At 44.9% G+C, this 13,379-nt stretch carries 11 protein-coding genes, 2 tRNA genes and 2 rRNA genes; 10 read left to right on the top strand and 5 right to left on the bottom strand.

The genetic code is table 11. The features are described 5' to 3' along the window. Window positions 1–57: 57 nt before the first annotated feature. From P253_RS04810 to P253_RS04800, 3 genes are all read right to left on the bottom strand, one after another. On the bottom strand, window positions 58–489 hold the full coding sequence (locus P253_RS04810; protein ID WP_016658998.1) for a CBS domain-containing protein: 432 nt from the start codon (window positions 487–489) through the stop codon (window positions 58–60). A gap of 145 nt (window positions 490–634) precedes the next feature. Beyond that, window positions 635–1,009, bottom strand: coding sequence for a DUF2750 domain-containing protein (locus P253_RS04805; RefSeq protein WP_005178408.1), 375 nt, complete (start codon window positions 1,007–1,009; stop codon window positions 635–637). Window positions 1,010–1,145: 136 nt separating this feature from the next. Then, entirely contained in the window at window positions 1,146–1,379 is a 234-nt protein-coding gene (locus tag P253_RS04800; RefSeq protein ID WP_005178404.1) for an SEL1-like repeat protein, read from the bottom strand. 224 nt (window positions 1,380–1,603) lie between these two features. Between P253_RS04800 and P253_RS04795 the strand changes: the two genes are divergently transcribed. Continuing rightward, entirely contained in the window at window positions 1,604–1,963 is a 360-nt protein-coding gene (locus P253_RS04795; RefSeq protein WP_005178401.1) for a hypothetical protein, read from the top strand. 102 nt (window positions 1,964–2,065) lie between these two features. Then, window positions 2,066–2,401 carry a hypothetical protein gene (locus P253_RS15430; RefSeq protein WP_005178398.1) on the top strand — a complete coding sequence of 112 codons (336 nt, stop codon included), beginning with the start codon at window positions 2,066–2,068 and terminating at the stop codon, window positions 2,399–2,401. On the opposite strand, the gene P253_RS04790 is transcribed toward P253_RS15430, so the two are convergent. Both P253_RS04790 and P253_RS04785 read right to left on the bottom strand, forming a co-directional pair. Continuing rightward, window positions 2,325–3,908 (bottom strand): M16 family metallopeptidase, encoded by a 1,584-nt coding sequence (locus tag P253_RS04790; protein WP_016658997.1) that lies wholly within the window; start codon window positions 3,906–3,908, stop codon window positions 2,325–2,327. The two genes, P253_RS15430 and P253_RS04790, sit on opposite strands and share 77 nt — an antisense overlap. 11 nt (window positions 3,909–3,919) lie before the next feature. Then, a complete protein-coding gene (locus tag P253_RS04785) occupies window positions 3,920–5,314 on the bottom strand; it encodes a M16 family metallopeptidase (protein WP_016658996.1) in 1,395 nt (464 codons plus the stop codon). Window positions 5,315–5,490: 176 nt separating this feature from the next. On the opposite strand from P253_RS04785, the gene ftsY reads away from it, so the two are divergent. The 8 genes from ftsY to P253_RS04745 all read left to right on the top strand — a co-directional run. Continuing rightward, entirely contained in the window at window positions 5,491–6,591 is a 1,101-nt protein-coding gene (gene ftsY, locus P253_RS04780; protein ID WP_016658995.1) for a signal recognition particle-docking protein FtsY, read from the top strand. Between the two features lie 276 nt (window positions 6,592–6,867). Beyond that, a complete protein-coding gene (locus P253_RS04775; RefSeq protein WP_016658994.1) occupies window positions 6,868–7,461 on the top strand; it encodes a nitroreductase family protein in 594 nt (197 codons plus the stop codon). Between the two features lie 134 nt (window positions 7,462–7,595). Next, window positions 7,596–8,747 carry an IS4-like element ISAbe18 family transposase gene (locus P253_RS04770; protein ID WP_005176703.1) on the top strand — a complete coding sequence of 384 codons (1,152 nt, stop codon included), beginning with the start codon at window positions 7,596–7,598 and terminating at the stop codon, window positions 8,745–8,747. A gap of 155 nt (window positions 8,748–8,902) precedes the next feature. Beyond that, complete coding sequence (locus P253_RS04765) at window positions 8,903–9,562, top strand: DUF2057 domain-containing protein (protein WP_035363193.1); 660 nt, start codon at window positions 8,903–8,905, stop codon at window positions 9,560–9,562. A 494-nt stretch (window positions 9,563–10,056) separates the two neighbouring features. After that, window positions 10,057–11,593, top strand: a 16S ribosomal RNA gene (locus P253_RS04760). A gap of 61 nt (window positions 11,594–11,654) precedes the next feature. Beyond that, window positions 11,655–11,731, top strand: a tRNA-Ile gene (locus P253_RS04755). Window positions 11,732–11,794: 63 nt separating this feature from the next. Further along, window positions 11,795–11,870 (top strand) — tRNA-Ala (locus tag P253_RS04750). Window positions 11,871–12,223: 353 nt separating this feature from the next. Then, window positions 12,224–13,379, top strand: a 23S ribosomal RNA gene (locus tag P253_RS04745); the annotation flags it as partial.

The raw sequence follows: 13,379 nt of genomic DNA, 5'->3' as shown, positions 1-13,379 counted from the left end.
GCTAGCCATAAAAAAACTCTCTTGAAGGAGAGTTTTTTTGTTTTTTATATTGTCTGTTTAGCTGGCAATATATTGTTGTAGCTGGTCGATCAGTTTACGTTGATCATCCATTACTGCTTTTACCAAGTCGCCAATCGACACCAGTCCGACCAGTTTGTCATTTTCTACTACCGGTAAATGACGTAAATGACGATCGGTCATCAGGCTCAAACAGTCTTCTACACTGGTGCTTTGGGTCACGGTCAGTACCTTTGCGGTCATAATCTCATTGACGGTGGTGTCATAAGAAGAGCGTTCCATCAACGCAATTTTACGGGTGTAGTCACGCTCGGATAAAATTCCGACCACTTGGCCTTCATGGGTCACTACAAGCGCCCCGATGCCTTTATCGGCCATAATTGAAATTGCTTCGAGTACAGTTGCTTCTGGACTAACGGTGTATATTTCCTGGCTATGCTTATCTTTTAATACGTGTGTTACATTGGTCATTCTGTCTGGTCCTTGCCATTTTTGTTCTTGGTATGGGTTCTAACTTAACCTCAATTTTGAAAAATGCCAATAGTTTTATCATTAGAGGCCATAATCAGCAGTCATATTGTTTTCATTGAGGTTTGATGGTGCATGAATCTCTACGTTAAGCGGTCTTTAACTGGGCGTCATTAAAGAAAAAGTGTTTCATTTGCTGTGTGGTCAGCTTGAATTGCTGGCTGGAACAATGACACAGCGCCGGTGTAACTTTTAAACGGGTTAAGGTCGGTAGCAGGGAATTCTGGAAATCCTGCGGGCTAATCTGGCGCGGAGTGTAGTTTGGCCAGTGTTTCTTGGCATATTTATAGGCTTGGACACCGTTTAACCAAAAGGGAAAAATAAAATCATCCTGATCGGAGGTCATGGCCCAACCCTGATGATATAGCCCCCAAAGTACTCCGCAATACATCATTGATTTTAGAATACTGATTTTCATGTGAATATCTTGGGCAGCGGGTTTTAAAGACTTAATCTGGTTCATGTCATATAAACACTAATGTGGTGCCTGTATTGTAGGAAATTCAGATGAATAAAGCGTTTAAGCTTTGCGTTAAATCGTAAACAAATATAAAAAACAAATTTCAGGCATTAAAAAACGCCACCTAGGTGACGTCTGTTTATGCTTGCATGGTGGCCATATTCTGCCAGTACTGTGCTTTGAGTGAATCGCGTTCTACGCGGAAGCCTTGATAGTACAGTTCAGCTAAGAACATAGCGGCTTTGCCATGACCCGCGCGGGCAACCTGTTCAAGTTCAGCCACAGCATCTTGGAAGTTCATCTGTGATTGAATGGTGTTAACCGCATTTGCATATGCAATTTCAAGATCATGGTGAGAGATACTCTGAATCATATAAAACTCCTTTATTTTAATTATGATCGCAATAAAGACTGTATAGCCAGTCTAAATAATAGTTTATCGAGGTTGTGTTAAACTAATATTACACATTCGTGGAAATGTCAACTAAGAGATGGGGCAGATCCGTGATATTTCAAGTTTACATGATTAAACATTGAACACTCTATAATTTTATTATGATATGCATATAAGAAAGGTAACATAAAAAGGAGAGCCACATGACAAATACAATAGACGGTTTTAACTTTGATCTGCCTTTACGTGCGGAGCAGATTATCGAGCTGGCCCATCATCACCGTAAAAAACTCGATGAGGCGGTGTTCCATCAGGAAATTCATTTAGGTGAGTATTGTCTGGCGCAGCGTAAACGTGTGCATGACTTTACCAGTACACTCGATCCACAGCAGCGTGAAGAATTCTACCGTATTTATAATGGTGAGCTAATCAGCATTGCCGATGATGATGAACTGCATCCGGCTGATGCCGAAAAAGGGGTCAGTATCTTTGCCATCTTCATTGTGCTGGCCATTGTCGCGGGTATTATCCTGTATACCGTATTCCGCGCGTTGATGACTTAAACAGCAATGGCTCACTTTTACTCACCAGTTCGGGTAAAATTGAGCCATCTATCTTGTGCAAATACCGCTAGCATCCTACACTACGGCTATTCGAGGTAGGCTATGCATGACGCAATACAAAAAATTTCTCAATTATTCATTCAATTAAAATCACGACTCACGTTAGAGCAAATTTATAATGGGGTAGTGGTCAGCATTATTGTCATTATTCTCCTGTTATCTTCCATTGCACTTTATCGCCCGGTCGGGTCCGTACAATTTCAGAATATTGAGTATCTGTCACAGCAGTCGATGTATCCTGAAACTCAGGAGATGGCTGTGCGCTTAATGCAGCAGCCACAGGTGCGTTATGGGCAATATCTTAAATTGATGCAGGCCCATCAGATGGAACTGGGTCAGGCAAAACAACTTCCTCCTCTGGATGTGGAGGCATATTAATCGCCGGAATATCTTCAACCTGAGGAAGCGATTGACTGCCGGTGGTCTGTAAATTGTGTTGTAAAACTTGTTCTAAAGCCGCCTTATCTAAACTTTCACTGACCACAATCACAGTCAGATGTTCCGGATGCAGATGCCGGCGTACCGCAGCTTGCACATCTTCGGCGCTAATTTTGCTGAGCTGTGCTGAATATTCACTCAAGCTCTGTGCCGATTGTTCATAAAATCCCAAACTGCCGAGCTGGGCATTAATACTAGCATTGCTACTGTAATGGTTAGGATAGGCTCTTAACAAGCCGTTTTTGGTTTCTTCCAGCTGTTTCGGATCAATCGGTTCGCGGACAAAATCGACCAGTGCCTTATGCGCGACACGAATACTGTCCATCAGTTGATCTTGCCGGGTTGAGTAGCTGATGCGAAATACACCCGGTGCCTGACTAAAACTCATGCTGCTGGATGCGCCATAGGTATAGCCGCGTTTTACCCGCAGTTCTTTCATCAAAACAGAATGAAAGCCGCTACCGCCGAGCATACGATTGGCCACTTCTAGAGCCAGCCGGTCTGGATCATGACGTGTGGTGCCAATATGACCGAGCACAATATGCGCCTGACTGGACTGATAGGGCATGTGTACAATCTGAAAGCCATTTGCTGTGATGGGTGTGGGGAGTGGTGCAGCCGCCTGACCTTGCGCTAAGTTGCCGGCAATACGTTCTGCCAGATTTAAAGCTGCTTTGGCCTGCATTTTTCCGGTAATGGCAATATTCATATTCTGCGCCACCAGAAACTGCTCACGGAACTGTTGCAGATGTTTGGGCTGAATCCGCTGAATACTGCCATTGGTACCGTTAATTGGCTGGGCATAAGGATGTTGCCCATATAAGCTGCGATACAGCTGAATCTCCATCATCCGGCTGGGATTTTCTTTCAGCTGTTTTTGCCCCAGCTGGTTATTGCTGACCACCATGCCAATACTCTGTTTTTCAAAGGTGGCATGTTTGAGCAGTTCCATCATCATGGCTAAAGCCGGTTCCAGTTTTTCCGGGTCAGACAGCACCCGTAATTTGACAATAAACATATCTCGATAGGCTCGCGCACTAAACTGCGCACCGACCTGTTCAAACACGGCAGCCACTTGTTGTGCGTTATATTTGGGCGTGCCTTCATCTAAGAGCTGGGCGGCCATATTGGCCACGCCGTATAAGCCGCTTTCAATTTCCCGATCACGCGCAGCACCGGCATTAAAGGTCAGCTGTATATCCAGAATTGGCAAGTCCTGTGTTTCCACAAACAGGGTTCTGACCTGATAACGGTTGTTCAGGTCATGCACATAAGGCGCGCGATAATCCAATTTCTGCTGATTAATATTTCTGAGACTTTGCAGCAGCGGCAGAGATTGTAAGGTATTTGGATTTTCATCCACTTCGGTGGTGGTATTGACATTGGCCTGCGCAGAACTGATCGCAAATAAGCTGGCCACCAGAACGCAGGAACGGAAATAGGGCATGTCGGTATCCTTTAGGGTGACTTGCTGTGTGGACGCAAATATAAGGTGGTCAAATTGTCACGCACAAAATAGACATTGGCGACGCGTTGAATGTCTTGCGGGCGTACGGTTTCAAAATGCTGGGGCAGCTCATCCATCAGGCGATAACTCAATCCATTCACCTCCAGATTACCCATCATCTTGGCCTGTCCCGCTAGATCATCCTGACTATAAAGCAAATTCGACACAAACTTGGCTGTCACGCGTTTTACTTCCGGTTCATGCACCAGCTCGGTTTTCAGGCGTTCAATTTCAGCCTGAATCGCCTGTTCGGCTTGGGCCAGATCCACGCCATCCACCGGTAAAGCTGAAATGGTAAACAGGCTGTCGCCACGATTATATGGATCATAGCTGACGCTTAAGGCGCTTAAGAGTTTTTGCTCACGAATCAGACGCTGCTGCAGGCGCGAAGAAATGCCGCTGTCTAATAAATGCTGAATGATGGTCAGCGCATAGGCATCTTGCGGATTGGTCGCAGTCGTTAGCGAACGGACATTCCAGGCCATATACAAATTCGGCACCTGAACCGGAAAATTCAGTTCCATGTGCCGATAGCCCAGACGTTCAAATTCGCGGACATCATTGCGGGCTGGCAGGCTGCGCGCTGGAATATCGGCAAAGTATTTTTGTACCTGGAGCAAAGCCGCTTCAGCATTAACATCGCCGACAATAATTAAAATGGCATTATTCGGGCTATACCACTGCTTGTACCACTGACGTAAATCCTCCAGCTGGATATTTTGCAGATCTTTCATATGCCCAATAATTGGCTGGCGATAATGACTGGTCGGGTAGGCAATCCATTTAAACCGTTCAAAAGCCAAAGCACGCGGATTGTCATCGGTACGCTGGCGCCGTTCTTCCATCACCACTTTGATTTCGGTGGCAAAATCCTGCTGGCGCAGCAATAAATTACGCATCCGGTCGGCTTCAAGCTCCAGCGCCATCGGAAAATAGGTTTTTGGATACAGCTGATAATAATTGGTGTAATTGGTAAAGGTCGAGGCATTGACCCGGCCGCCGTAAATCCGGCTGAGTCGGGTAAACTCATCATTCGGCACTTTATGTGTGCCTTTGAACATCATGTGTTCCAGTGCATGGGAAATACCGAGTAAATTTCCCGACTCATCACTGCTACCAACTTTGTACCAGATTTGAGTCATCACCATCGGCGAACGATGATCTTCACGAATAATGACTTTTAAACCGTTTTTTAACGTGGTTTCAACGGTACTGCGTGCCAGCTCGCTTTGAGTATTGGCCGCCAAAGCGCTCGATGAGAAACCGATCAGAAGTAGGGTAAGGGCGAAACGTTGTTGTTTTAAATGATGAACCACAGCAGGCAAAATTTTATTGTTCAGTATCACAAAGATGATCCGCAATGCATCTGTATTTGCTTTCATTCTTCAGAAACGGGGCAGTGAAAGCAAGGGAATCCTGTAACTTTTTGCAGCCTGCGAAACATGATTGGCAATGACAAGTCAAAGCGGGCAGTTTATGTTAGAATCCAACTTTTTAACGCACTGCTTTTCAAGGATTCGGCATGCAACAGCAATCTAATGGGCAAAATAAATTTTTGATTGATGCTGATATCGGGGATGACGATGTCACTTTACCAAGTTTACCTGCGGTAAATGTACCTATCGTTGAAACACCTAAAGTAGAACAAGCACCTGTTTCTGCGCCTGTAGCCACAGAAGCAGCTGAAGAGAAATCAAAAGGCGGTTTCTTTAGCCGTATGAAAGAAGGGTTAACCAAAACCCGTAAAAACTTTGCCGATGGGATGGTCAACATCTTAATTGGTGGCAAAGAAATTGATGATGAACTTTTAGAAGAAGTTGAAGAGCAATTGCTGGTGGCTGATATTGGTGTCGATGCCACCAAAACCATTATTGCCAACCTGACTGAACGTACTGCGCGTGGTGATCTGATTTATTCACACTCGCTGTATAAAGCCTTGCAGGAAGAGCTGGTGGCTTTACTGGCACCGCGTGTTAAACCGTTACATATTGATTCGAATAAAAATCCGTATGTCATTCTGGTGGTGGGCGTGAATGGTGTGGGTAAAACCACGACCATTGGTAAGCTGGCCAAACGTTTACAAGGTGAAGGCAAGAAAGTTATGCTGGCCGCTGGTGATACCTTCCGTGCCGCAGCTACTGAACAGTTGCAAATCTGGGGCGAGCGTAATGATGTTGCTGTGGTCGCGCAAGGTCATGGTGCAGACAGTGCCTCGGTCATTTTTGATGCCTTTGAAAGTGCGCGTGCCAAAGGTATGGATGTCTTGATTGCTGATACTGCAGGGCGTTTGCATAACAAAGGTCATTTGATGCAGGAACTGACCAAAGTTAAACGTGTGATGCAAAAAATTGATGCCACTGCACCGCATGAAGTGATGCTGGTGGTAGATGCCGGTACCGGTCAGAACGCGATTAACCAGGTTGAAATGTTTGATGAAGCGGTTGGATTAACTGGCTTAACTATTACCAAACTGGATGGTACCGCCAAAGGTGGTGTGCTGTTTAATATTGCCAGCCGTACCCATGTGCCTATCCGCTTTATTGGGGTGGGTGAAAAAATTGATGACCTGCGTCCATTCTCAGCCAAGTCCTTTGTGGCGGCGCTGTTTGAAACAGACAAATAAGTAGCTCAAAAAACTCCGCGATTTGCGGAGTTTTTTTATATATCCTTTAAACTGGAAGAAAACCTAATAATTGATCTAAACCTAGAGCAGGGATTGTGCTCAGACAGCTTTGATGCGCTTTAAAATTTAACTTGTTTTCATAAAATCTACGATAAGCGCGGTTATTGTTCCATAAATGCAACACATTGTTATAAAACTGGGACTATTTTCCAGCCCAGGCAGCCGTTAAGATAAATCCATCTGTTATAAATACAAGACCATACCAAGGAAAAAGATATGTCATTTAAAGATCATTTACTTAAACGCCGTACCATTTACTCAATTGGTAAAAATGTGGCGCTAGACGAAGCGAAAATTGAAGAAATTATTAAAGAAGCCGTTCGTTTAAGCCCATCTTCGTTTAACTCGCAAACTTCACGTGTGGTGATTCTGTTTGGTGAGTCACATGCCAAATTCTGGGAAATTGTACGTGAAACCTTGCGTAAAATGGTGCCGGCTGAAAACTTTGCATCAACTGACAGCAAAATCAGCAGCTTTGCCGCAGGTTTTGGTACTGCGTTATTCTATGAAGACCAAGATGTCGTGAAAGCACTGCAAGAACAATTTGCACTATACGCAGATAACTTCCCGGTATGGTCAGAGCATTCAACAGGGATTGCCCAGTTTGCAACCTGGATTGCGCTGGCAGAAAACAACATTGGTGCATCGCTACAGCATTACAACCCGATTATTGATGAAGAAGTTGCGGCGACCTTTGATGTACCAGCCAACTGGAAATTAAGAGCGCAACTGGTGTTCGGTTCAATTGAAGCACCAGCGGGTGATAAAGAGTTTATGAATGATGCAGATCGTTTTAAAACTTTTCACTAAGTTGCATAGCTAAACCAAAGAAAGGGCGCATTCAGCGCACTACTGTCCCATAGTTTGCTTTAAATAAAAAAACCTGAGTCCTAACAGTTAAAATATGAGTGTAAACAAACACTTTAACGACCAGGATTCAGGTTTTGTCACATCAGAATACCGTATTTCATGAGCTAATTAAACCTGTTGTGCGACAGGATTTTGAACAACTTGCTAAAGTACACCATGTTGGACAGAAATTTAGAGCGGCTTCCCGGTGGGATCAGTTTATTGCCATATTGATGTCTCAATTCTCTTGTAGACAAAGTCTGAGAGATATTCAATCCAATTTGGAGTGCCAACAGGAAAAGCTGAGTCATCTCGGAGCAAAGTCTATTCCCCGAAGCACGCTGGCACGAATCAATGAGCAGCAGCCTGCTGCCTTGTATCAACAGCTATTTTACAAGTTGCTTAAATACTATGAACACTCAAAAGTAGCTCATAAATTTCGCTTTAAGAATCCCTTGTATTCCTTGGATGCCAGTCATATTGACCTGTCGCTTTCCTTATGTGAATGGGCCAAAGTTCACGACTCAAAAGCCAGCATGAAACTCAGTATAGGATTGAATCACAGCAATGATATTCCTGAGTTTGTTGCAGTTGAAAATGGCAAAGAAAATGACATGGTACAAGGCCGCAAATTCCAGTTTCCTGCTGGCAGCATTGTAGTTTTTGATAAAGGCTATGTCGATTACCAATGGTATGCAAATCTGACTGCTCAAAACATTGGATTTGTCACACGTTTTAGGCCTAAATCTGTGTATCAGGTGATCCAGCAACATCCAGTGCTTGAATCCAAAGGTATTCTAAAAGATGAAACCATTCAGCTGAATAGCGCACATGCCCTAAAAAGAAAAGCCCCAGTGTTAAGAAGAATTGAATATAGAGATCAGCAAAGTGGCAAGCACTTTAGCTTTCTCAGCAATAACTTTCATTTAGCCGCCTCCACCATTGCGGCGATTTATAAAGATCGTTGGAAAGTTGAGCTGTTCTTTAAGGCGATTAAGCAGAATCTCAAATTAAAAGCGTTTCTAGGCCGCAGCAGGAACGCAATTCAGACACAAATCTGGATTGCGATGATCGCCTATTTATTGGTGAGTTTCGCTCGACATTTAGGAAAAACAGGTTGGACAGTTCAACGTTTACTCAGAATAATTCAAGTGAATTTGTTTGAAAGAAGAACTTTAAAAGCTTTATTTTCACCCGATAAAATACCCATAAAACAAGAGGAAGCTCAAATGAGCTTCCTCTTGTGAAAAATTGTGGGACAGCAATGGCATTCAGCGCTCTTTTTTATGGCAAAACGACACTAAAAAGAGAGAAATTGGGCTTTCCCCATTTTTGTCATAAAACTGTCATTTCAGCGCTGCATAGTGCAACTAAAATTGAACAATCGACTAGAGTGAACAGCATGGCTTTACGTTTATCCTTCGCAGCACTGGCTTTAAGTTTAAGTAGTACAGCTTTTTCCGCAGTGACCATTACGGCACCGGAAGAAATTAAGGTTGAAGGTTTAAATGGTCAGGAAGTGAAAAGCCGTCTGTTTAGCAGTAATCATAACTATAGCGTGAAGCCTGGCGAGAATGTGCTGAGCGTACGTTATGTACAGTTTTTTGAAGAGCATCCGGGCATTGGTTCACACGATATTGTACGTTCGGGCATCGTGCATATTAAAACTCCGGTTTTACAAGATAAAGCCACATACCGTTTAGGGCTGGTGAATCCACCAAAAACGCATGATGATGCCAAGGAGTTTGCCAAGCAGCCGGTATTCGGTTTATTTGATGCGAAAAATCAGCTGCTGGTGCAGCAGGCTGGAGCCAAAGATTTAAACCGTGGCATTTTACAAAACTTATTTAGTACTTCTTCAACAGAATCTGCGCAGGCCGCACCTGTATCGGTGACACAACCAGCAGCGGTGTATAGTCCGCAAGCAGTCGTGACAACCAAACCCGTTGCAACTGTTAGCAATGTTGCCGGTGCAGATCAGCAACTGATTCAGCTGTGGCAACAAGCGTCTAAAACAGAACGACAAAAATTTATGTCGTGGCTGGCAGAACAGGCCAATTAAAAACCGCAATAAAATGAAAAGATTATAAAACCAGCTTCGGCTGGTTTTTTATTTATAGATTTAAAGTCTAAGTGGACTACTTTATTTTTATAATTACTTAGCTAAACTTAGTAATACAGATGAAATATGCAGCAATCTGGTTTAAAAATAACCAGACAGGTACTTTTTTCTTAAAACTTTATAAAATGTGCTTGCAAAGCTTTTAAATTTCTCTATAATGCACCCCATACCGACGAGATAGACGGAAACGAACGAAGCACGAAGTGCTGAGTTGTTAAGTTTATTAAGTCCAGCTTCTGGCACTGACGAGGTGTTGGAAAGATCATTAAGAGATTATGAAGAACAACTTGTGTGGATTTTTACTGGTTGATTGATCGAAATTATTTTCATTGATTGATTGGTTTGAATTACTCGAAGTTTATTTGAGCGAAATTTAAGTCAGAAAATTGATGAGCCAAGTTTAAGAGTTTTACTTATAAAACTCGAAATGATTTTAACTGAAGAGTTTGATCATGGCTCAGATTGAACGCTGGCGGCAGGCTTAACACATGCAAGTCGAGCGGAGCGAGGGTGCTTGCACCTTAGCTTAGCGGCGGACGGGTGAGTAATGCTTAGGAATCTGCCTATTAGTGGGGGACAACATTCCGAAAGGGATGCTAATACCGCATACGCCCTACGGGGGAAAGCAGGGGATCTTCGGACCTTGCGCTAATAGATGAGCCTAAGTCGGATTAGCTAGTTGGTGGGGTAAAGGCCTACCAAGGCGACGATCTGTAGCGGGTCTGAGAGGATGATCCGCCACACTGGGACTGAGACACGGCCCAGACTCCTACGGGAGGCAGCAGTGGGGAATATTGGACAATGGGGGGAACCCTGATCCAGCCATGCCGCGTGTGTGAAGAAGGCCTTTTGGTTGTAAAGCACTTTAAGCGAGGAGGAGGCGCTCTAGGCTAATACCCTAGATGCGTGGACGTTACTCGCAGAATAAGCACCGGCTAACTCTGTGCCAGCAGCCGCGGTAATACAGAGGGTGCGAGCGTTAATCGGATTTACTGGGCGTAAAGCGCGCGTAGGTGGCTAATTAAGTCAAATGTGAAATCCCCGAGCTTAACTTGGGAATTGCATTCGATACTGGTTAGCTAGAGTATGGGAGAGGATGGTAGAATTCCAGGTGTAGCGGTGAAATGCGTAGAGATCTGGAGGAATACCGATGGCGAAGGCAGCCATCTGGCCTAATACTGACACTGAGGTGCGAAAGCATGGGGAGCAAACAGGATTAGATACCCTGGTAGTCCATGCCGTAAACGATGTCTACTAGCCGTTGGGGCCTTTGAGGCTTTAGTGGCGCAGCTAACGCGATAAGTAGACCGCCTGGGGAGTACGGTCGCAAGACTAAAACTCAAATGAATTGACGGGGGCCCGCACAAGCGGTGGAGCATGTGGTTTAATTCGATGCAACGCGAAGAACCTTACCTGGCCTTGACATACAGAGAACTTTCCAGAGATGGATTGGTGCCTTCGGGAACTCTGATACAGGTGCTGCATGGCTGTCGTCAGCTCGTGTCGTGAGATGTTGGGTTAAGTCCCGCAACGAGCGCAACCCTTTTCCTTACTTGCCAGCATTTCGGATGGGAACTTTAAGGATACTGCCAGTGACAAACTGGAGGAAGGCGGGGACGACGTCAAGTCATCATGGCCCTTACGGCCAGGGCTACACACGTGCTACAATGGTCGGTACAAAGGGTTGCTACACAGCGATGTGATGCTAATCTCAAAAAGCCGATCGTAGTCCGGATTGGAGTCTGCAACTCGACTCCATGAAGTCGGAATCGCTAGTAATCGCGGATCAGAATGCCGCGGTGAATACGTTCCCGGGCCTTGTACACACCGCCCGTCACACCATGGGAGTTTGTTGCACCAGAAGTAGGTAGTCTAACCTTAGGGAGGACGCTTACCACGGTGTGGCCGATGACTGGGGTGAAGTCGTAACAAGGTAGCCGTAGGGGAACCTGCGGCTGGATCACCTCCTTAACGAAAGATTGACGATTAGTAAGAATCCACAACAAGTTGTTCTTCATGACGATGTATCTGAGGGTCTGTAGCTCAGTTGGTTAGAGCACACGCTTGATAAGCGTGGGGTCACAAGTTCAAGTCTTGTCAGACCCACCACTAACGACAAGCAAGCAATTGCAGAGCGAATAGAAATCAGAACATTGACTTAAATGATAAGCTGGGGACTTAGCTTAGTTGGTAGAGCGCCTGCTTTGCACGCAGGAGGTCAGGAGTTCGACTCTCCTAGTCTCCACCATAGATTATAGAGCTTAGTAAGTTTATGCTTATTAATCTCTGTGATTTATCACAGTTGACTGCAGTCCGACGAGGATGCAGTGAATCATTAACAGATTGGCAAAATTGAGTCTGAAATAAATTGTTCACTCAATCAATATACGTTAACGCGTTGTTATGACGGGTTGATGAACGTAGATTGAATTGAGAACTAGCAAATTAACTGAATCAAGCGTTTTGGTATATGAATTTAGATTGAAGCTGTACGGTGCTTAAGTGCACGTGACTTCGAACTGTAGATTAAATAGATAATTGATTATTTATTTAATTGTCTTAATCCTACTTGTAGGGATTAACGACTGTTTGGGGTTGTATAGTCAAGTAATTAAGTGCATGTGGTGGATGCCTTGGCAGTCAGAGGCGAAGAAAGACGTGATAGCCTGCGAAAAGCTCCGGGGAGGCGGCAAATATCCTTTGATCCGGAGATGTCTGAATGGGGAAACCCACTTACCATAAGGTAGGTATTGCAACATGAATACATAGTGTTGCAAGGCGAACGAGGGGAAGTGAAACATCTCAGTACCCTTAGGAAAAGAAATCAATTGAGATTCCCTCAGTAGCGGCGAGCGAAAGGGGAACAGCCCATTAAGTTATGTGTGTTTTAGTGGAATGCTCTGGGAAGTGCAACCATAGTGGGTGATAGTCCTGTACACGAAAGGGCACACATAATGATGACGAGTAGGGCGAGGCACGTGAAACCTTGTCTGAATATGGGGGGACCATCCTCCAAGGCTAAATACTCCTGACTGACCGATAGTGAACCAGTACCGTGAGGGAAAGGCGAAAAGAACCCCTGTGAGGGGAGTGAAATAGATCCTGAAACCGCATGCATACAAGCAGTGGGAGCAAATTCGTGTGGTGACTGCGTACCTTTTGTATAATGGGTCAGCGACTTACATTCAGTAGCAAGGTTAACCGCATAGGGGAGCCGTAGGGAAACCGAGTCTTAATAGGGCGTATAGTTGCTGGGTGTAGACCCGAAACCAGGCGATCTATCCATGAGCAGGTTGAAGGTTGGGTAACACTAACTGGAGGACCGAACCCACTGTCGTTGAAAAGCCAGGGGATGACTTGTGGATAGGGGTGAAAGGCTAATCAAGCCTGGTGATAGCTGGTTCTCCCCGAAAGCTATTTAGGTAGCGCCTCGGACGAATACCATTGGGGGTAGAGCACTGTTTCGGCTAGGGGGTCATCCCGACTTACCAAACCGATGCAAACTCCGAATACCGATGAGTACTATCCGGGAGACAGACTGCGGGTGCTAACGTCCGTAGTCAAGAGGAAAACAATCCAGACCGCCAGCTAAGGCCCCAAAATCATAGTTAAGTGGGAAACGATGTGGGAAGGCATAGACAGCTAGGAGGTTGGCTTAGAAGCAGCCACCCTTTAAAGAAAGCGTAATAGCTCACTAGTCGAGTCGGCCTGCGCGGAAGATGTAACGGGGCTAAAACTATGTGCCGAAGCTGCGGAT

Origin of the sequence: Acinetobacter indicus CIP 110367 (assembly GCF_000488255.1) — a bacterium.
GTDB classification, from domain to species: domain Bacteria; phylum Pseudomonadota; class Gammaproteobacteria; order Pseudomonadales; family Moraxellaceae; genus Acinetobacter; species Acinetobacter indicus.
Note: the sequence above shows the minus strand (reverse complement) of the source record. Positions and strands in the feature narration are given on the sequence as shown.